A 19,803-nucleotide genomic window follows, 5' to 3' on the forward strand; every position below is an offset into this window, starting at 1 on the left:
AAAGAATAGATAAAGTGGCGAATTGTGGGGAAAAGTGCCAGATGTGTGGAAAGGCGGTGCAGCGGGATGTTCATGGGTGAGTATGCCCATACGATTGATGCGAAGGGACGCGTCATCCTTCCGGCTGATTTCCGTCAGGAACTCGGTGTTTCCTTTGTCATCACGAAGGGGCTCGACAAGTGCCTTTTCCTCTACGGCCAGCAGGCTTGGGAGGAGCTCGCGGCAAAATTGCGGGCCTTGCCGCTCGCGAAGCCGGAGGCGCGCGCCATCGTGCGGTTCTTCTTCTCGGGGGCGCGCACGCTCGAATGCGATAAGCAGGGGCGCTTCCTCGTGCCGGCAAATCTGCGCGCCTATGCGGACATCACGCTGCGCCAGCCTGTCGTGCTGGCCGGGGCGGACAACCGCATCGAGGTCTGGAGCAAGGAACAGTGGAGCCGCTACAACGAGGAAGTCGAGCCGGATGTGACGGCCATCGCGGCGTCGCTGGCGGAGCTCGGCATATAAAATAGGAAGCGATAGATAGATGGGGGAAGGAAACGTGGAGTTTCATCATATCAGCGTCATGCTGGAGGAGACGGTCAAGGGTCTCGTGACAAATAAAGAAGGGATCTATGTCGACTGTACTCTGGGAGGCGCTGGCCATTCCCATCGCATCGCGGAACTGCTCTCGCCTGAGGGCCGCATCATCGGTATCGATCAGGATGAGGAGGCCATCGCGGCGGCGAAGGAGCGCCTCAAGGACGTCAAGTGCCACGTCGACATCGTGCACAGCAATTTCTCGCATCTCGAGGAGATTCTCGAGGCGCAGGGGGCGCCGCTCGTCGACGGCGTCGTCTTTGACCTCGGTGTCTCGTCGCACCAGATCGACACGGCGGAGCGCGGTTTCTCGTACATGCACGATGCGCCGCTCGACATGCGCATGGATCCGGAGGCAAAGTTCTCGGCGTACGATGTCGTCAACACGTACAGCGAGAAGGAGCTCGACCGCATCTTCCACGATTACGGCGAGGAGCGCTGGGGGCGCCGCATCGCGCAATTCATCGTCAAAGAGCGCGCCATAAAGCCCATCGAGCGGACGGGCGAGCTCGTCGACATCATCTGCAAGGCGGTGCCGAAGGCGGTGCGCCAGGCGGCCAGCGGCCATCCGGCGAAGCGCATCTTCCAGGCTATCCGCATCGAGGTCAACGACGAGCTCGGCATCCTTGAGAAGGCGTTCCGCACGGCGGTGCATCACCTGAAGCCGGGCGGGCGCATCGCGATCATCACCTTCCACTCGCTGGAGGACCGCATCGCGAAGCAGACGCTCAAGGAGATGGCGCGCGGCTGCATCTGCCCGCCGGAGCTGCCGGTCTGCGTCTGCCACCATAGGCCGGAGATCCGCTTGCTCGGCAAGCCGAAGCAGGCGACGGCCGATGAGCTCGCGCACAACTCGCGCTCGAAGAGCGCCAAATTGCGCATCGCGGAGAAACTGGACACAGCGGATGATCAGGAAGAGATGAGAAAGGAGGCGCGCTGATGCTGGAAAGACAGGACGAATCGTATCAGGAGGTCCCCGTGCATCAGGCGGAGGAGCACAAGCCGGAGCGTCAGGAGATGTTCGTGCACCGCGTCCTCAACACGTCGCTGCGCTCTCATTTCCAGGTGCTCTTCATCGTCACGGCACTGCTCGCGATGCTCGTGACGATCGGCAGCGGCATCAGTGCGAGCCGCGGCTACACGCTCGTCGAGACGCAGAGCGAGGCCACTCGCATCGAGCAGGAGAATGAACGGCTCAATGTGGAGATCGCGAAGCTCAAGAACCCGGAGCGCATCAAGGCAATCGCGGAGAGCCAGCTTGGCATGCAGGTCCCGAAGAAGACGTATTTTTCGCATGAAAGTAAATAAGATGGAAAAGAGGCTGCAAATCGAACGAGCAGCTTCTTTTGTGTTTGCAGGACGCATGGATACGGTTTATAATAGGTAACGGCCCGCGGCGGCATGACCGCAGGCGGAGCCTTGGGGAGGAAATACAATGAAAACTATCGGTCAGCTGGCAGATCTCTTGGAGGATGCTGTCATCATCGGAAATCGCGATACGGTCATCACGGGCATCGAGCACGATTCGCGCAAGGTGCAGCAGGGCACGCTCTTCGTCTGCATCCCGGGCGTCCACGTTGACGGCCACAAGTTCATCCCGCAGGCTGTCGCAGCGGGCGCAAGCGCCATCGTGACGACGCGCGAGGATGTCGAGGTGCCGCAGGGCATCGCGGTGCTGCGCGTCAAGGAGCTGCAGCCGGCGCTCGACACGATCGTGCCGTACTTCCACGACTACCCGGCGCGCAAGATGCGCGTCGTGGGCATCACGGGCACGAACGGCAAGACGACGACGAGCTACATCACGCGCGCCATCCTGCGCAAGGCAGGCTATAAGGTCGGCCTCATTGGCACGATCCAGATCATGATCGAGGATGAGGTGCTGCCAATCCACAATACGACGCCGGATGTCGTCGAGCTGCAGCACACGCTGGCGATGATGCGCGACAAGGGCATGGACTACGTCGTCATGGAAGTCTCGTCGCACGCGCTCGACCAGAACCGCGTAGCGGGCATCGAGTTCGACACGGCTGTCTTCACGAATCTCACGCAGGATCACCTCGACTACCACAAGACGCTCGAGAACTACATGCTCGCGAAGGCGAAGCTCTTCGACCATGTGTCGGAGAAGGGCTGCAAGCAGGGCAAGACGGCTGTCGTCAACATCGACGATGCGGCCGGTGCGACGATGCTCGCACATGCAGAATGCCAGCATCTGACGTACGCCATCGAGAAGGAAGCCGACCTTCGCGCGATGGACATCCTCGTCCATGCGAACGGCGCGGAGTTCGTGCTCCATCACGAGAGCTTCGGCGAGATGAAACTCTCGCTCCACATCACGGGCATCTTCAATGTCTACAATGTCATGAGCGCCGTCGGCGCGGCTCTTTCTGAGCACATCGACGCATCCGTCATCAAGGAGGCGCTCGAGGCCTTCACGGCAGTGCCGGGCCGCTTCGAGCTCGTCAAGGCTGGCCAGGACTTCTCCATCATCGTCGACTACGCGCACACGCCGGACGGCGTCGAGAATGTCCTCAAGACGGCGCGCAAGATCGCGAAGCGGCGCATCATCGCTGTCTTCGGCTGCGGCGGTGACCGCGACCGCACGAAGCGCCCAATCATGGGACGCCTTGCGGCGGAGCTCGCCGATGTCGTCATCGCGACGTCGGACAATCCGCGCACGGAGGACCCAGCGTTCATCCTCTCGCAGGTCGAGGAGGGGGTCGAGGAGGCCATCGGCACGAAGCACCATGAGCTCATCGTGGACCGCCGCCAGGCCATCTACCGCGCCGTCGAGATGGCGGAGAAGGACGATATCGTCGTCATCCTCGGCAAGGGTCACGAGAACTACCAGATCCTCAAGGACAAGACAATCCACTTCGACGATAAGGAAGAGGCCCGCGCAGCTGTCGCTGCCAAGCTGGCCGAGAAGAAATGACGAGATTACAGAGTTGCAGAGTTGCAGGAGGGAGTTTTCCGATGCCAGCATTTACGCTTGATGAGGTCCGCGAAGCGACGGGGGCACAGCTCTACAAGATGGAGCATGAAGAGTTCACGGATATCGTGACGGATACGCGCAAGATCACGCCGGGAGTCCTGTTCCTCGCCTTCAAGGGCGAGCGCTTCAACGGCGAGGATTTCGTGCGCGATGCGGTCGAGAAGGGTGCGAGCGGCGTCATGGTCAGCACGGGCTGTCCGAAGGAGCAGCTGGCCGGCCTCAAGACGACGGTGCTCATTGCGCCGGACACGCTCGCGGCCTATCAGCAGCTCGCGCACGCCTGGCGCATGCGCTTCTCTCTACCGGTCGTCGCCATCACGGGCTCGAACGGCAAGACGACGACGAAGGATCTCACGGCTGCGGTGCTCTCGGCGCGCGGCCCTGTCCTCAAGACGCAGGCCAACTACAACAATGAGATCGGCCTGCCGCTGACGCTCCTGGGCCTGCGCAAGGAGCACACGGCTGCTGTCGTCGAGATCGGCATGCGCGGCCTGCACCAGATTGAGGCCATGTCGCCGATCGCGGCGCCGTCTGTCGGCATCGTGACGAATGTCGGCGAGACGCACATGGAGCTCCTCGGTTCCATCGAGAACATCGCGAAGGCGAAGTCGGAGATGGTCGAGGCCATTCCCGCGGGCGGCGCGGTCGTCCTCAATGCGGACAATCCGTACGTCGCGGCGATGCGCTCGAAGGCGAAGGAGGGCGTGCGTGTCCTGACGTTCGGCATCGAGAACGAGGCCGATGTGCGCGCCAGGGATATCGAGACGGTCGGCGGCCATGAGACGCGCTTCACGCTCGACTGGAAGGGACGTGAGCAGACGTTTGTGTTTGCGATGGTCGGCCGCCACAATGTCTACAACGCGCTCGCAGCTATCGCGGCCGGCTTCGCGCTCGGCCTGACGCCTGCGGAGGCGGCCGCCGGCCTGCGCAACCTCAAGGCGACGAAGATGCGCTTCGAGGTGCAGGATGTCAAGATGTACCATGTCGTCAACGATGCCTACAACGCAAGCCCGATGTCGATGAAGGCGGCCATCGAGACGCTCTCGGAGCTGACGAAGGGACGCAAGATCGCCGTCATGGGCGACATGCTCGAGCTCGGCAGCGTCTCGGAGGAGGCGCACCGCGAGGTCGGCCGTGAGCTCGCGGTGCACGGCTTTGCTGCCGTCGTCACGCGCGGCCAGATGGGCGCCTTCATCGCGGACGGCGCGGAGGCGGGCGGCGTGCCGCAGGTGTTCCGCGCAGATTCGCACGAGGCGGCAGCCGACTACCTGCACAAGATCCTCGAGCCGGGCGATACGATCCTCTTCAAGGGCTCGCGCGGCATGCAGATGGAAAAGATCATCGACCTGCTCTGAGCACTGGCTCGAGTGGGAAATCATAAAGAGAGTGGAGACGTTAGAACTTGGATAAGATACTTCTTGCGGCCATCTTTGCCGCCGGCCTCGTGCTCTGCACAGGGCCGTTACTGATTCCGGAGCTGCACAAGCTCAAGTTCGGACAGAGCATCCGTGAAGAAGGGCCGAAGAGCCATCAGGCCAAGAGTGGCACGCCGACGATGGGCGGCATCATGATCATCCTGGCCATCGTGATCGCGACGGTGGCGGCGGCGCCGCTGACGCCGGCTGTCCTGCTGGCCCTCTTCATCACGCTCGGCCATTTCGTGCTGGGTTTTCTCGACGACTACATCAAGGTCGTCAAGAAGCGCAACCTCGGCCTCAAGGCGAAGCAGAAGATGCTCGGCCAGATCCTCATCGCCATTGTGACGATGATCGTCGGCACGCGCGTGCTCGGCATCGACACGACGATCTGGATCCCGATTGCCGACATCAATCTCGACATCGGCATCGGCTACTACTTCCTCGTGCTCTTCGTGCTCGTCGGCACGAGCAATGCCGTCAATCTGACGGACGGCCTCGACGGCCTGGCTTCGGGCACGGTGGCCATCGCCTCGGGCGCTTATGCGCTCGTCTGCTATATGACGGGCCACTTTGACCTCGCGCTCTTCTGCGTGGCCATGATGATGGCCTGCGTGGCCTTCCTGCGCTTCAACGCCCACCCGGCCAAGGTCTTCATGGGCGATACGGGCTCGCTGGCACTCGGCGGCGCGATTGCTGCTGTCGGCATCCTGACGCATACGGAGATCCTGCTGGCCATCATCGGCTTCGTCTTCGTCTGTGAGGCGCTTTCGGTCATCATCCAGGTCATCTCGTTCAAGACGACGGGCAAGCGCGTCTTCCGCATGAGTCCTATACACCATCACTTCGAGCTCGGCGGCTGGAAGGAGACGAAGGTCGTCTTTGTCTTCTGGATGGTCGGACTTGTCGCGAGCGTCGTCGGACTGCTGATGATGCCGTAACGGGAGGTAACGTCGGATTTTCTTGTATAGTCGGGGGGACTTGTCATGGAGTTGGATTGGAAGCAGAAGAACGTACTGGTCATTGGCGCGGGCGTCAGCGGCTTTGCCGCGGCGAAGCTCGCCCGCCGCTTCGGCGCGGCGGTCACGCTGAGCGACGCAAAGACGGAAGATGAGCTCGAGAAGCTCGGCGATGACTTCTCGAAGCTGCGCGAGCTCGGCGTCGCGCTCGCCTTCGGCCCGCAGCAGGAGAGCCTGCTCGAGAGCGTGGATACGGTCATCGTCTCGCCGGCCGTGCCGGTGCGCATCCCGCTCATCCAGGCGGCCTACGAGAAGGGCATCCGCGTCATGAGCGAGGTGGAGCTCGCCTATGACATCGCGGAGTCGCCGATCTGTGCGGTGACGGGCACGAACGGCAAGACGACGACGACGACGCTGCTCGGACTCTTGCTCGAGACGCATTACGACAAGGTCGGCGTCGGCGGCAACATCGGTGTGCCGCTGTCGGAGGAGGCCCTGCGCATCGGCAAGGGCGGCTGCATCGCGGCGGAGATCTCGAGCTACCAGATGGAGGCGACGGAGCACTTCCACCCGCACATCTCGTCGTTGCTCAATGTGACGCCGGACCACATCGTGCGTCACGGCTCGATGGAGGTCTACCAGGCCATGAAGGAGCGCATCTTCCGCGAGGAGACGCCGGATGACTACGTCGTCCTCAACTACGACGACGAGAAGACGCGCGGCATGAAGGCGCGCACGCAGGCGCAGGTCTGCTACTTCAGCCGCCGGGAAGAACTTGAGGAGGGCGTCTTTGTGCGCGGCAGCGTGCGCGACGGCCTCCTCGTCATCCGCTGGCAGGGTGAGGAGCATGCGCTCTGCCGCACGGATGAGCTCGGCATCAAGGGACCGCACAATGTCGAGAATGCCCTCGCGGCTATCGCCGTGGCCTTCTTCGCCGGCTGCGAGCCCGCGCTGATGGTCCCCGTGCTCAAGTCGTTCCGCGGTGTTGAGCACCGCATCGAGTACGTGACGACGATTGACGGCGTGCCGTATTACAACGACTCGAAGGCGACGAATACGGACTCGGCCATCAAGGCGCTCGAGACGTTCGACGGCCACATCGTCCTGCTGGCGGGCGGCGACGACAAGATGACGGACCTCACGGATTTCATGAAGCTCGTCTGCGAGCGCGTTGACGCACTGGTCCTCATCGGCCGCGCGGCCGCGCGCTTCTACGGGGCCGCTGTCGAGAATGGCTTCCCTGAGGAGCGGATCTATGCGGCCGGCTACTCGATGCGCAAGGCCGTGAAAATCGCGCATGCGCTGGCCAAGGAGCCGGGCGTTGTGCTGCTCTCGCCGGCCTGTGCGAGCTTCGACATGTACCACAACATGGCGGAGCGCGGCCGCGACTTCAAGCATCTCGTCCATGAATTAGAACAGCAGAAGTGACTCGACGGGAGGATTTCTCATCTTGAATATCATTGTTTCAGGCGGCGGCACGGGCGGCCATATCTACCCGGCCATCACCATCATCCGGACTATCCAGCAGAAGGTGCCCGACGCGAGATTCCTCTACGTCGGCACGAAGCGCGGCCTCGAGGCTGACATCATCCCCAAGGAAGGACTGCCCTTCACGACAGTCGACATCCAGGGATTCGAGCGCCATCTGACGGCCGACAACATCCTGCGCGCCGGCCGCGCGATGGTCGGCGTGGCCAAGGCCACGCGCATCGTCCACAAGTTCAAGCCGGACGTCGTCATCGGCACGGGCGGCTACGTCTGCGGGCCAATCCTGCTCGCGGCCAGCCTCATGCACATCCCGACGCTCATACAGGAGCAGAATGTCGTGCCGGGCATCACCAACAAGATCCTCTCGAAGTTCGTGACGAAGATTGCGGCGGGCACAGAGGAGGCCATGAAGCACTTTCCGGCAGACAAGGTCGTCTTCACGGGTAACCCGATCCGCAGCGAAGTGCTCTCGGCACAGCGCGAGCAGGGCGCGGCGTCTTTCGGCCTCGACCCGAAGAAGCTGACGGTCCTCGTATCGGGCGGCAGCCGCGGCGCGCGCGCCATCAACCTCGCGATGATCGGTGTCATCAAGAACGCGGCAGCGCATCCAGAGGTGCAGTTCTTGCATGTGACGGGCAAGCGCGGCTACGAGCCGGTGCTCAAGGGGCTCGAGGAGGCCGGTGTCGACCTTACCGCCTGCCCGCACATCCTCGTCAAGCCGTACCTCTACAACATGCCGCAGGCGATGGCGATGGCGGACCTCGCCATCTTCCGCGCCGGCGCGACGGGCCTTGCTGAGCTCACGGCGCGCGGCATCCCGGCCATCCTGATCCCGTATCCCTATGCGGCGGAAAACCACCAGGAGCACAATGCGCGCGCGCTCGAGGAAGCAGGGGCAGCGCGCATGATCCTCGACCGGGAATTGACGCCGGAGCGCCTGAGTTCTGTGCTCACCGAGCTCTTGAGCGAGCCCGACAAGCTTCAGGCGATGGCGAAGGCCAGCCGCGCGATGGGGCGTCCGCAGGCGGCCAGCGATATCGCAGACCTCGTCCTCGATATTGCCAAGAAATAAAGAACAGATGGAACAAAGGGAAAAGGTGATTGGAGTGCATAAAGAGCTCAAAGAGCTGAAAGGCATCAAGAAGATTCATTTCGTGGGCATCGGCGGCGCCGGCATGAGCCCGCTGGCCAAGATGATGGTCGAGCTCGGCTATGAGGTGTCGGGTTCGGATCGCGAGGATTCGGGCATCATCGAGAAGCTGCGCCAGATGGGGGCGGAGATTACGCTGGGCGGCCAGAAGGCGGAGAATGTCCGCGGCGTCGACGCCATCGTCGTCTCGACGGCCATCCCGTTCGACAATCCGGAAGTCCTGGCGGCCAAGGACCTCGGTATCACGAAGCTGCACCGCTCGGACATCAATGCGGCCCTCGTCAACGAGTACAAGGGCATCGCGGTTGCCGGCGCGCACGGCAAGACGACGACGACCTCAATGCTCGGCGTCGCGCTGACACACGCGGGCGTCTCGCCGTCCGTCGTCGTCGGCGGCGAAGTCCCCGACCTCGGCACGAATGCCGAGCTCGGCACGAGCGATTACCTCGTGTCGGAGGCGGATGAGAGTGACGGTTCCTTCCTCAAGCTCCACCCGCACATCGCCGTCGTGACGAATGTCGAAGACGACCACATGGACCACTACGGCACGATGGAGAACATCATCAAGGCTTTCACGCAGTTCATCCAGAACGTCGACAAGGAGACGGGCTACGCTGTCATCTGCTTCGACAACGAGAACCTGCGCACGATGGCCAAGAATCTCGACCGCAAGTACATCACCTACGCTATCGACCATGAGGCCGACTACCGCGCGAAGAACATCACGCACAGCGGCATGGGCATCTCGTTCGATGTCTTCCACGGCGAGGAAGAGCTCGGCCACGTCGATCTCAACATCCCGGGCCGCCACAATGTCCTCGACGCGATGGCCTGCATCGTCACGGGCCTCTCGATCGGTGTGAGCTTCGAGAAGATGGCGGCGGGCCTCGCGGCCTTCCACGGTGCCAAGCGCCGCTTCCAGACGAAGGGCCGCGCAAATGGCATCTGGATCGTCGACGACTACGCGCACCATCCGACGGAGATCGCCGCGACGCTCAAGGCCGCCAAGGAGACGAGCCCGAAGCGCCTGATCTGCGTCTTCCAGCCGCATCGCTACTCGCGCACGCAGCTCCTGCACGAGGAGTTCGGCAAGGCATTCGTCTCGGCTGACGTCCTCGTGCTCACCGATGTCTACGCCGCAGGCGAAGCGCCCATCCCGGGCATCAGCGGCCAGACGATCGTCGACGAGGTCAAGCGCCAGTCGGGCCAGCATGTCGTCTACGAACCGGAGCGCGAGAAGCTCGCCGCCTATCTCAAGGACTTCGTGCAGCCGGGCGACCTCGTCATCACGATGGGCGCCGGCGACATCTACAAGACGGGCGAGGAGCTCGTCGCGCTGCTGCAGGCTGAGTGAGAAAGCGCTGTAGAGCAGACAGGCGTCAAAGATAAGATGTCAAGGATAAGATAAAGAGGATAAAGGAGAAATTTTCATCATGAATCAGGATAAGATCGTCGTCGTCATGGGGGGCCCGTCTACGGAGGCAGAGATCTCGCGCCAGACGGGGGCGGCCATCCTCAAGGCATTGCAGTCGAAGGGCTACAATGCAGAGGGCATGGAGCTCAATCCGCCGACGTTTGCCGAGGATATCAAGAAGAGCGGCTGCGCGATCGTATTCAATGCGCTGCATGGCAAGTTCGGCGAGGACGGCGTCCTGCAGGGCACGCTCGACATGCTCGGCATCCCGTACACGGGCTCGGGCGTCCTCGCTGCTGCTGTCACGATGGACAAGGCAGCTTCGAAGCGCGTCTTTGTCGCCGAAGGTATCTCGACGCCGCGCTCGCACACATACCACCGCTATGAGATGAAGCGCGATCTCGCCGCCGAGATCGAGCAGGGCTTCTCGCTGCCGGTCGTCGTCAAGGCCGCTTCGCAAGGCTCGAGCATCGGCGTCTACATCGTCGAGACGAAGGAGGCGCTCGCCGACGCACTCAAGGAAGCCTTCTCCTACAACGACGAGGTCCTCATCGAGGAGTTCATCCGCGGCAAGGAGCTCACGGTAGCCGTCTGGGGCAACGAGGAGAAGAAAGAGGCTTTCCCGATCATCGAGATTACGACGGCTTCCGGCCGCTACGATTACGAGAGCAAGTACACGAAGGGCGCTTCGACGCACATCATCCCAGCCCGCGTCTCGGACGAGAAGACGAAGGAGATCCAGGAGCTCGCCATCAAGACGTTCACGGCCTGCGGCTGCAAGGGTGTTGCCCGCGTCGATATGATGCTCAGCGAGGACGGCACGCCGTACGTCATCGAGGTCAACTCGGTGCCGGGCATGACGGAACTCTCGCTCGTGCCAGATGCCGGCCGCGCGATGGGCGTGGAATTCCCGGAGCTCTGCGAGCGCATCCTCGAGATGGCTGGTTTCCAGAAGTGAGATTGCCAAGCGAGATCGCTGATCTCGCTTTGATCTACTGATTTGCTGCGCCGGACTCTGGCATCGTCCGGCGCTTTTTTGTATATAGAAAACCCCTGGTTAGACCAGGGGCTCGATAAAGCTTTAGCGATGAGTCTTTAAAGGATTTAATAAACCTCCCTTGAAGTATGAAGTTGCGGTCCGTCAACTGCAACCAATACGACAAAGGAGGTATATCGTAATGAAAGATCACGATGTACATAGTTTATCACATACAAAATGGGAGTGTAAATATCATATTGTATTTGCCCCTAAATACAGAAGAAAGGTCTTTTATGGTCAGAAGCGGTACGAGATTGGTCAAATCTTAAGGGAACTGTGTCGGTGGAAACAGGTGAACTTGTTAGAAGCCGAGGCCTGTCCTGACCACATCCATATTTTAGTTGAGGTACCGCCAAAGATTAGCGTGTCTAATTTTATGGGCTTTTTGAAGGGGAAGAGCAGTTTGATGATTTACGAGAAATGGGGGAATATGAAGTACAAATATAGAAATCGAAGCTTTTGGTGTCGAGGGTACTATGTAAGTACGGTAGGCAAGAACGAAAAGAAAATAACGGAATACATTCAGAACCAGCTGAAGGAAGATTACATGTCGGAACAGTTGGTACTGGATATGACAGACCCGTTTACGGGTAGCCGGAAATAGTAAGCGTATGACGGACCGACAAGCGCTTTTAAGCGCAGCTGGTAAGCAGAGGCCTTATAAGGCCGTAAATATAAAACCCCCGGCTATGCCGGGGGATATTTATTGTACAGGGGGAGAGAGATTGAAGGAGCAAGAGCAGAAAAAACATCGCAGCGGCAGGCGGCTTTTTAAGGGACTCCTGTTCCTGGCGGCCTGCGGCCTCGTCATGGCCATCATGGTCTACACGCCGATCTTCACGCTGCAGCGCGTGGAAGTCAGCGGCATATCGTATCTGACAAGGGAGCAGGTCCTTGAGATCGGGCGCATCCACACGGGCGAGCCGCTCTTCCAGCTGCAGACGGATGCCGTGGCGCAGAACCTCATGCACGACCTGCGCATCGAGTCGGCCGTCGTGCGGCGCCGCCTGCCGGACCGCCTCGAGATCGAGGTCGTTGAGCGCAAGCCGGTTGCGACAGTCGCCTGTGACTACGGGTACCTGGATCTCGACCACAATGGCAAGATCATCGCGGCTTACCGCGCGCTGCACAGCGTGCCGATCCCTCTGATCACGGGCATGGAAGTCAAGGGGCTCTACCTCGGTGATGAGGTCAAGGATGAGAATGTCAAGAAGGTGCTCTACTTCCTAAGCCAGATTGACACAGAGGCACTCAACCAGATTTCAGAGGTCAACATCGCCAATCCCGATGGCGTCGTCGCCTATGCGAACAGCTCCGTCCAGATCCGGCTCGGCAAGCTCGACCGGCTCGACGAGAAGGCAGTCCTCACGGCTGACTTCGTCAAATCGCTCAAGACGAGCCGCCATGCCATCGATTACGTCGATTTCAGCTACGAGGCACCGTTCATCAAGCTCAAGGGATTCGATCCGAATCTCGAGAAAGAGGAGGGCAAGTCCTGAGCGAAATTTTTCACTTTGCCTATGGAAATCCGTATAGAATGATGGTAAAATGATAAAGGTATCTTTTTTTTCAAGAAACAGGCATCCAGAGGATGCCGGACAATATACAGAATATGATATCGTATTCATAGATGATGGGGGTTAAGGCAGTGTTTGAACTGGATGACAATGGGCTCGATCAGTTAGCCAAAATAAAAGTAATCGGTGTAGGCGGCGGCGGCAGCAATGCCGTCAACCGCATGATCAATCTCGGACTGCAGGGTGTGGAATTCATTGCCGTCAATACAGATGCGCAGGCCCTGCTCAAATCCCTGGCTCCGAAGCGCATGCAGATCGGTGAGAAGCTCACGCGCGGCCTTGGCGCCGGCGCACAGCCGGAGATCGGCCAGAAGGCCGCTGAGGAGAGCCGCGACGATATCCTCGACACACTGCGCGGCGCAGACATGGTATTCGTGACGGCCGGCATGGGCGGCGGCACGGGCACTGGTGCCGCACCCGTCGTGGCGGAGTGCGCCCGCGAGATTGGCGCGCTGACGGTCGGCGTCGTGACGCGTCCGTTCTCGTTCGAGGGCATGAAGCGCCGCCGCAATGCGGAGCTCGGCATTGAGAACCTCAAGAAGCACGTCGATACGATCATCACGATCCCGAACGACCGTCTCATGCAGGTCGTCGACAAGAAGACGCCGATCACGCAGGCGTTCAGCATTGCCGATGATGTCCTGCGCCAGGGCGTCAAGGGCATCTCGGATCTCATCGCCTTGCCGGGCCTCATCAACCTCGACTTTGCTGATGTCAAGAGCATCATGAGCAATGCGGGGTCTGCTCTGATGGGCATTGGCGAGGCTTCGGGCGAGAATGCCGCTGTAGAGGCCGCCAAGGCTGCCATCGCTTCGCCGCTGCTCGAGACGAGCATCGACGGTGCTCGCGGTGTCCTGCTCAATGTGACGGGCGCAGAGGAGAACCTCAGCATGTTCGAGGTCACGGAGGCATCGGAGGCCATCGAGAAGGCCGCAGACTCGCAGGCCAACATCATCTGGGGTGCATCCATCGACGACTCGATGGGCGATACGGTGCGCGTCACCGTCATCGCCACGGGCTTTGACGCGCCGGAGGAGACGGTCGGCATCCCTGAGTTCAAGCCACAGCAGAAGGCAGAGAATCAGGCGCCAGCACAGCAGCAGGCCCCTGCCCAGCAGCCTGCCCAGCAGCCTGCACAGAATCCGTCTGTCGGCAGCACGGTCGGCGCGGACAGCTTCATCGACATTCCTGTCTGGATGCGCAGAAAATAAAATAAAAAGGTGTTGACAAGTGCGTAGAGAGCCGCTATAATAATACTTGTTCTTGACGCACTTGTTGAGACATGGGTAGGTGCCCGAGTGGTTAAAGGGAACAGACTGTAAATCTGTCATCTTCGGATTACGATGGTTCGAATCCATCCCTGCCCACCATTTATGGCGGCATAGCTCAGTTGGCTAGAGCATGCGGTTCATACCCGCAGTGTCCGGAGTTCAAATCTCTGTGCCGCCACCAATAGCTAATATGACGTATCGAGTAATCGGTGCGTTTTTTGTTTTACTGCAGGAGCTCAAAAAACTTTGCAGTTTTTGAGAAAAAGTGTTGACAAATGCACCATCATCCTGTAATATAGTACAAGTCGCCGCGAGACACCGGCCTGGCAAGAAAATGCTCCTTGATTGGAAGCGCCTTGCTGGAGCGGATGACTCAGACAAAAAGAAAAATAAAAAAGTTCTTGACAGCCTGAAAGAGATGCGGTACAATAAATGAGTCGCTTGAAGCAAAACCTTTCAAACGAAAGCGAGCTTCGAAAGACAGAGTTGTTCTTTGAAAACTAAACAATGCAACATGAATCATTTGTGATTCAAGCCAGATGTTTAAAAAAAAACATCGATTGATTATGAACATAAGCAATCGGCAATTTCTTTACTAAGCTTCATTTTTTGAAGGTTAGACCAAAAGACAATTAGAGCCAATCAAGGTTCTTCATAATTTTATGGAGAGTTTGATCCTGGCTCAGGACGAACGCTGGCGGCGTGCTTAACACATGCAAGTCGAACGAGACGATTGAAAGCTTGCTTTTGAGAGTCGAGTGGCAAACGGGTGAGTAACGCGTAGACAACCTGCCGTAAAGATGGGGACAACAGTTCGAAAGGACTGCTAATACCGAATGTTGTAGAGTTTCCGCATGGGAATCCTACTAAAGGTGGCCTCTACTTGTAAGCTATCGCTTTACGATGGGTCTGCGTCTGATTAGCTAGTTGGTGGGGTAATGGCCTACCAAGGCGACGATCAGTAGCCGGTCTGAGAGGATGAACGGCCACATTGGAACTGAGACACGGTCCAGACTCCTACGGGAGGCAGCAGTGGGGAATCTTCCGCAATGGGCGCAAGCCTGACGGAGCAACGCCGCGTGAGTGAAGAAGGGTTTCGACTCGTAAAGCTCTGTTGTCGGGGACGAATGTGGAGATGGTGAATAACCATTTCCAATGACGGTACCTGACGAGGAAGCCACGGCTAACTACGTGCCAGCAGCCGCGGTAATACGTAGGTGGCGAGCGTTGTCCGGAATTATTGGGCGTAAAGGGAGCGCAGGCGGGAAGGTAAGTCTATCTTAAAAGTGCGGGGCTCAACCCCGTGAGGGGATGGAAACTATCTTTCTTGAGTGCAGGAGAGGAAAGCGGAATTCCTAGTGTAGCGGTGAAATGCGTAGATATTAGGAGGAACACCAGTGGCGAAGGCGGCTTTCTGGACTGTAACTGACGCTGAGGCTCGAAAGCGTGGGGAGCGAACAGGATTAGATACCCTGGTAGTCCACGCCGTAAACGATGAATGCTAGGTGTAGGAGGTATCGACCCCTCCTGTGCCGGAGTTAACGCAATAAGCATTCCGCCTGGGGAGTACGGCCGCAAGGCTGAAACTCAAAGGAATTGACGGGGGCCCGCACAAGCGGTGGAGTATGTGGTTTAATTCGACGCAACGCGAAGAACCTTACCAGGGCTTGACATTGAGTGAAAGGGCTAGAGATAGTTCCCTCTCTTCGGAGACACGAAAACAGGTGGTGCATGGCTGTCGTCAGCTCGTGTCGTGAGATGTTGGGTTAAGTCCCGCAACGAGCGCAACCCCTATCCTTTGTTGCCAGCACGCAATGGTGGGAACTCAAAGGAGACTGCCGCGGACAACGCGGAGGAAGGCGGGGATGACGTCAAGTCATCATGCCCCTTATGTCCTGGGCTACACACGTACTACAATGGGATGGACAGAGAGCAGCGAAGCCGCGAGGCCAAGCGAACCCCATAAACCATCTCCCAGTTCGGATTGCAGGCTGCAACCCGCCTGCATGAAGTTGGAATCGCTAGTAATCGCAGGTCAGCATACTGCGGTGAATACGTTCCCGGGCCTTGTACACACCGCCCGTCACACCACGGAAGTCATTCACACCCGAAGCCGGCAGGCTAACCGCAAGGAGGCAGCCGTCTAAGGTGGGGGCGATGACTGGGGTGAAGTCGTAACAAGGTAGCCGTATCGGAAGGTGCGGCTGGATCACCTCCTTTCTAAGGAGAACATCAATCCCGGAAGGGATTGAGAGTTCAGGTCGTTCATCTGGTCTTGCATTGTCTAGTTTTGAGAGAACAACCTCTCAAAAAACTTATATACCATAATGGGGGCGTAGCTCAGCTGGGAGAGCACCTGCCTTGCAAGCAGGGGGTCAGGAGTTCGATTCTCCTCGTCTCCACCATTATGGGCCTATAGCTCAGCTGGTTAGAGCGCACGCCTGATAAGCGTGAGGTCAGTAGTTCAAGTCCACTTAGGCCCACCATTAAAAAACAAAATGGTATTTGCACACTGAAAACTACATAGAAGAAATGAAATGTATCAAATCATCGAGTCGCACGACAGTGTGAACAGAATGGTTAGAACGAACATTTTAGGATTCAAGCATAGACATCATATTGACATATGAAACCTATGGCATAACAAATAGTTAAGCTACAAAGGGCATATGGTGGATGCCTAGGCGTTCCGAGCCGATGAAGGACGCGATAAGCTGCGAAAAGCCATGGGGAGCCGCAAGTAAGCTTCGATCCATGGATTTCCGAATGGGGCAACCCGGTACGAGTCATGTCGTACCATCCGAAAGGACGGCATACCCGGTGAACTGAAACATCTAAGTAGCCGGAGGAAGAGTAATCAAACGAGATTCCCTCAGTAGCGGCGAGCGAACAGGGAAGAGCCCAAACCGGACGTCTTCGGACGACCGGGGTTGAGGACCAGCATCAAGCAGACGTAATCTAGTGGAACAACCTGGGAAGGTTGGGCATAGAGAGTGAAACCCTCGTACACGAAAGATTGCCAAGTGGGCTGGTATCCAGAGTACCACGAGACACGTGAAACCTTGTGGGAAGCAGGGTGGACCACCATCCAAGGCAAAATACTACGGAACGACCGATAGCGCATAGTACCGTGAGGGAAAGGTGAAAAGAACCGCGGGAGCGGAGTGAAATAGAACCTGAAACCGTATGTCTACAAGCAGTCGAAGCACTTTATATGTGCGACGGCGTGCCTATTGAAGAATGAACCGGCGAGTTAATTTCAGAGGCGAGGTTAAGCGGGAGACGCGGAGCCGAAGCGAGAGCGAGTCTGAATAGGGCGGAAGTCTCTGGGATTAGACCCGAAACCACAGTGATCTATGCATGGCCAGGTTGAAGCTCAGGTAAAAATGAGTGGAGGACCGAACCCGTGAGTGTTGAAAAACTTTGGGATGAGCTGTGCATAGGGGTGAAATGCCAATCGAACGTGGAGATAGCTGGTTCTCCCCGAAATAGCTTTAGGGCTAGCCTCAGGTAACACATGGAGACGGTAGAGCACTGATCGGGTAAGGGAGCGTAAAGCTTACCGAGCCTAGTCAAACTGCGAATGGCTTCATGAGAAGAGCCTGGGAGTCAGAATGCGAGTGATAAGACCCGTATTCAAAAGGGAAACAGCCCAGACCGCCGACTAAGGTCCCGAATGCTGTACTAAGTGGAAAAGGATGTAGGACTTCCAAAACAACCAGGATGTTGGCTCAGAAGCAGCCACCATTCAAAGAGTGCGTAATAGCTCACTGGTCGAGAGGCCCTGCGCCGAAAATATCCGGGGCTCAAGTACAGAACCGAAGTCGCGGCATGCGCAAGCATGGGTAGGGGAGCGTTCCAAGTTGGTTGAAGGCGGACCGTAAGGACAGCTGGACGACTTGGAAGTGAGAATGCTGGTATGAGTAGCGAAACGATCCGTGAGAATCGGATCCACCGAAAGCCTAAGGGATCCTGAGCAACGCTCGTCGACTCAGGGTAAGTCGGGACCTAAGCCGAGGCACAAAGCATAGGCGATGGACAACAGGCGAAAATTCCTGTACTGCATGATGTTGTTTGAGGATGGAGTGACACAGCAAGGAGCTTGAGCGCGCGATTGGAAATGCGCGTCGAAGGCGGTAGGCTGATGTAGAGGCAAATCCCTGCATCAAGGCCGAGAACTGATAGATAGGAGCGTACTTCGGTACAATCCAAATTCAAGCGTACTACACTGTCGAGAAAAGCTTCTAACGAGACATCATGTACCCGTACCAAAACCGACACAGGTAGGCGGGGAGAGAATCCTAAGGTGCGCGGGAAAACCCTCGTTAAGGAACTCGGCAAAATGCATCCGTAACTTCGGGAGAAGGATGGCCGGAGCTGGTGAAGACCTTGCGGTTGGAGCTGGAGCCGGCGGCAGAAGAGAAGCCCAAGCGACTGTTTACCACAAACACAGGTGCCTGCTAAAGAGAAATCTGACGTATAGGTGCTGACACCTGCCCGGTGCTGGAAGGTTAAGAGGAGAGGTTATTCGCAAGAAGAAGCTTTGAATTGAAGCCCCAGTAAACGGCGGCCGTAACTATAACGGTCCTAAGGTAGCGAAATTCCTTGTCGGGTAAGTTCCGACCCGCACGAAAGGTGTAACGACTTGGGCACTGTCTCAACGAGGGACCCGGTGAAATTGAAATACCTGTGAAGATGCAGGTTACCCGCGACTGGACAGAAAGACCCCATGGAGCTTTACTGCAGCCTGACATTGATTTTTGGCATGTAACGTACAGGATAGTTGGGAGACGGAGAAGATAGGCCCCCAGGCTTATCAGAGTCGCTGTTGGGATACCAACCTTTATGTGCTAGGGATCTAACTCGAGAAGTAACGAAGCTGAGGACAGTATCAGGTGGGCAGTTTGACTGGGGCGGTCGCCTCCGAAAGAGTAACGGAGGCGTCCAAAGGTTCCCTCAGCGCGGACAGAAATCGCGCGAAGAGTATAAAGGCAGAAGGGAGCTTGACTGCGAGACATACAGGTCGAGCAGGTACGAAAGTAGGGCTTAGTGATCCGGTGGAATGAGAGTGGAATTGCCATCGCTCAACGGATAAAAGCTACCCTGGGGATAACAGGCTAATCTCTCCCAAGAGTCCATATCGACGGGGAGGTTTGGCACCTCGATGTCGGCTCATCACATCCTGGGGCTGAAGCAGGTCCCAAGGGTTGGGCTGTTCGCCCATTAAAGTGGTACGTGAGCTGGGTTCAGAACGTCGTGAGACAGTTCGGTCCATATCCATCGCGGGCGCAAGATACATGAGGGAGACTGCTCCTAGTACGAGAGGACCGGAGTGGACGGACCGCCGGTGTACCAGTTGTTTCGCCAGAAGCACAGCTGGGTAGCTGCGTCCGGAAGGGATAAACGCTGAAAGCATCTAAGCGTGAAGCCCGTCCCGAGATGAAGTATCTCATAGCACAAGCTAGTAAGACACCTTGAAGAAGACAAGGTTGATAGGGTAGATGTGGAAGTGCTGCAAGGCATGAAGCTGACTACTACTAATATGTCGAGGGCTTAACTAGAGAACTGAAGTGTTCGCAGAGTAATTTCTTCTGTATAGTTTTGAATGTGCAAGCATTCAAATAGAATATCCGGTGATGATGCCTGAATGGTTCCACCTGTTCCCATACCGAACACAGTAGTTAAGCATTCAGAGGCCGAAAGTACTTGTCTGGAGACGGACTGGGAGGATAGGAAATTGCCGGTTTTCATGGCGGCTTTGGTGAAGCGGTTAACACACTGGATTGTGGCTCCAGCATGCGTGGGTTCGATCCCCACAAGTCGCCCCATTTTTTTATAGGGGTATAGCTCAACTGGTAGAGCAACGGTCTCCAAAACCGTAGGTTGTGAGTTCAAGTCTTACTGCCCCTGCCATTTTAT

13 protein-coding genes, 6 tRNA genes and 3 rRNA genes are annotated in these 19,803 nt (G+C 57.8%); all 22 read left to right on the top strand.

What is annotated here, in order from left to right:
* The first annotated feature begins 66 nt into the window (after positions 1-66).
* The 22 genes from mraZ to QDI87_RS09865 all read left to right on the top strand — a co-directional run bounded on the left by mraZ (position 67) and on the right by QDI87_RS09865 (position 19,797).
* The gene (mraZ, locus tag QDI87_RS09765) at positions 67-504 is read left to right on the top strand and encodes a division/cell wall cluster transcriptional repressor MraZ (protein WP_036378560.1); all 438 of its coding nucleotides are present in this window, start codon (positions 67-69) and stop codon (positions 502-504) included.
* A 34-nt stretch (positions 505-538) separates the two neighbouring features.
* On the top strand, positions 539-1,516 hold the full coding sequence (rsmH, locus tag QDI87_RS09770; RefSeq protein WP_036378565.1) for a 16S rRNA (cytosine(1402)-N(4))-methyltransferase RsmH: 978 nt from the start codon (positions 539-541) through the stop codon (positions 1,514-1,516).
* On the top strand, positions 1,516-1,884 hold the full coding sequence (locus QDI87_RS09775; protein WP_036378559.1) for a cell division protein FtsL: 369 nt from the start codon (positions 1,516-1,518) through the stop codon (positions 1,882-1,884). Before rsmH ends, QDI87_RS09775 begins: the two co-directional genes overlap by 1 nt.
* 127 nt (positions 1,885-2,011) lie before the next feature.
* Positions 2,012-3,511 (top strand): UDP-N-acetylmuramoyl-L-alanyl-D-glutamate--2,6-diaminopimelate ligase, encoded by a 1,500-nt coding sequence (locus QDI87_RS09780; RefSeq protein WP_036378558.1) that lies wholly within the window; start codon positions 2,012-2,014, stop codon positions 3,509-3,511.
* A gap of 41 nt (positions 3,512-3,552) precedes the next feature.
* Positions 3,553-4,926 (top strand): UDP-N-acetylmuramoyl-tripeptide--D-alanyl-D-alanine ligase, encoded by a 1,374-nt coding sequence (locus tag QDI87_RS09785; RefSeq protein ID WP_036378557.1) that lies wholly within the window; start codon positions 3,553-3,555, stop codon positions 4,924-4,926.
* 47 nt (positions 4,927-4,973) lie between these two features.
* On the top strand, positions 4,974-5,927 hold the full coding sequence (gene mraY, locus QDI87_RS09790; protein ID WP_036378556.1) for a phospho-N-acetylmuramoyl-pentapeptide-transferase: 954 nt from the start codon (positions 4,974-4,976) through the stop codon (positions 5,925-5,927).
* Positions 5,928-5,978: 51 nt separating this feature from the next.
* Positions 5,979-7,373 (top strand): UDP-N-acetylmuramoyl-L-alanine--D-glutamate ligase, encoded by a 1,395-nt coding sequence (gene murD, locus QDI87_RS09795; RefSeq protein ID WP_036378564.1) that lies wholly within the window; start codon positions 5,979-5,981, stop codon positions 7,371-7,373.
* 22 nt (positions 7,374-7,395) lie between these two features.
* Complete coding sequence (gene murG, locus QDI87_RS09800) at positions 7,396-8,505, top strand: undecaprenyldiphospho-muramoylpentapeptide beta-N-acetylglucosaminyltransferase (protein ID WP_036378555.1); 1,110 nt, start codon at positions 7,396-7,398, stop codon at positions 8,503-8,505.
* 34 nt (positions 8,506-8,539) lie between these two features.
* Complete coding sequence (gene murC, locus QDI87_RS11770; protein WP_036378554.1) at positions 8,540-9,937, top strand: UDP-N-acetylmuramate--L-alanine ligase; 1,398 nt, start codon at positions 8,540-8,542, stop codon at positions 9,935-9,937.
* Positions 9,938-10,016: 79 nt separating this feature from the next.
* On the top strand, positions 10,017-10,955 hold the full coding sequence (locus QDI87_RS11775; protein ID WP_036378553.1) for a D-alanine--D-alanine ligase family protein: 939 nt from the start codon (positions 10,017-10,019) through the stop codon (positions 10,953-10,955).
* Between the two features lie 220 nt (positions 10,956-11,175).
* On the top strand, positions 11,176-11,640 hold the full coding sequence (gene tnpA / locus QDI87_RS09810) for an IS200/IS605 family transposase (protein WP_055161056.1): 465 nt from the start codon (positions 11,176-11,178) through the stop codon (positions 11,638-11,640).
* Positions 11,641-11,761: 121 nt separating this feature from the next.
* A complete protein-coding gene (locus QDI87_RS09815) occupies positions 11,762-12,535 on the top strand; it encodes a cell division protein FtsQ/DivIB (protein ID WP_081828480.1) in 774 nt (257 codons plus the stop codon).
* Positions 12,536-12,684: 149 nt separating this feature from the next.
* Complete coding sequence (gene ftsZ, locus QDI87_RS09820; protein ID WP_423791146.1) at positions 12,685-13,824, top strand: cell division protein FtsZ; 1,140 nt, start codon at positions 12,685-12,687, stop codon at positions 13,822-13,824.
* A 73-nt stretch (positions 13,825-13,897) separates the two neighbouring features.
* Positions 13,898-13,983: transfer RNA gene (locus QDI87_RS09825), tRNA-Tyr, on the top strand.
* 5 nt (positions 13,984-13,988) lie between these two features.
* Positions 13,989-14,065: transfer RNA gene (locus QDI87_RS09830), tRNA-Met, on the top strand.
* Between the two features lie 478 nt (positions 14,066-14,543).
* Positions 14,544-16,104 (top strand): 16S ribosomal RNA (locus tag QDI87_RS09835).
* Positions 16,105-16,213: 109 nt separating this feature from the next.
* Positions 16,214-16,289: transfer RNA gene (locus QDI87_RS09840), tRNA-Ala, on the top strand.
* 4 nt (positions 16,290-16,293) lie between these two features.
* Positions 16,294-16,370, top strand: a tRNA-Ile gene (locus tag QDI87_RS09845).
* Positions 16,371-16,533: 163 nt separating this feature from the next.
* Positions 16,534-19,445, top strand: a 23S ribosomal RNA gene (locus QDI87_RS09850).
* A 68-nt stretch (positions 19,446-19,513) separates the two neighbouring features.
* Positions 19,514-19,630, top strand: a 5S ribosomal RNA gene (rrf, locus tag QDI87_RS09855).
* The 16S, 23S and 5S rRNA genes sit together here with 6 tRNA genes alongside, the layout of an rRNA operon.
* A gap of 6 nt (positions 19,631-19,636) precedes the next feature.
* Positions 19,637-19,712 (top strand) — tRNA-His (locus QDI87_RS09860).
* A 9-nt stretch (positions 19,713-19,721) separates the two neighbouring features.
* Positions 19,722-19,797: transfer RNA gene (locus QDI87_RS09865), tRNA-Trp, on the top strand.
* Positions 19,798-19,803: the final 6 nt, after the last annotated feature.

It is taken from the genome of Mitsuokella jalaludinii, from assembly GCF_928722185.1.
GTDB classification, from domain to species: domain Bacteria; phylum Bacillota; class Negativicutes; order Selenomonadales; family Selenomonadaceae; genus Mitsuokella; species Mitsuokella jalaludinii.

What these genes read in the sequence shown, in the direction of transcription:
- mraZ (WP_036378560.1), top strand. Translation starts at nt 67, where the DNA reads ATGTTCATGGGTGAGTATGCCCATACGATTGATGCGAAGGGACGCGTC.
- QDI87_RS09775 (WP_036378559.1), top strand. Translation starts at nt 1,516, where the DNA reads ATGCTGGAAAGACAGGACGAATCGTATCAGGAGGTCCCCGTGCATCAG.
- QDI87_RS09780 (WP_036378558.1), top strand. Translation starts at nt 2,012, where the DNA reads ATGAAAACTATCGGTCAGCTGGCAGATCTCTTGGAGGATGCTGTCATC.
- QDI87_RS09785 (WP_036378557.1), top strand. Translation starts at nt 3,553, where the DNA reads ATGCCAGCATTTACGCTTGATGAGGTCCGCGAAGCGACGGGGGCACAG.
- QDI87_RS11775 (WP_036378553.1), top strand. Translation starts at nt 10,017, where the DNA reads ATGAATCAGGATAAGATCGTCGTCGTCATGGGGGGCCCGTCTACGGAG.
- tnpA (WP_055161056.1), top strand. Translation starts at nt 11,176, where the DNA reads ATGAAAGATCACGATGTACATAGTTTATCACATACAAAATGGGAGTGT.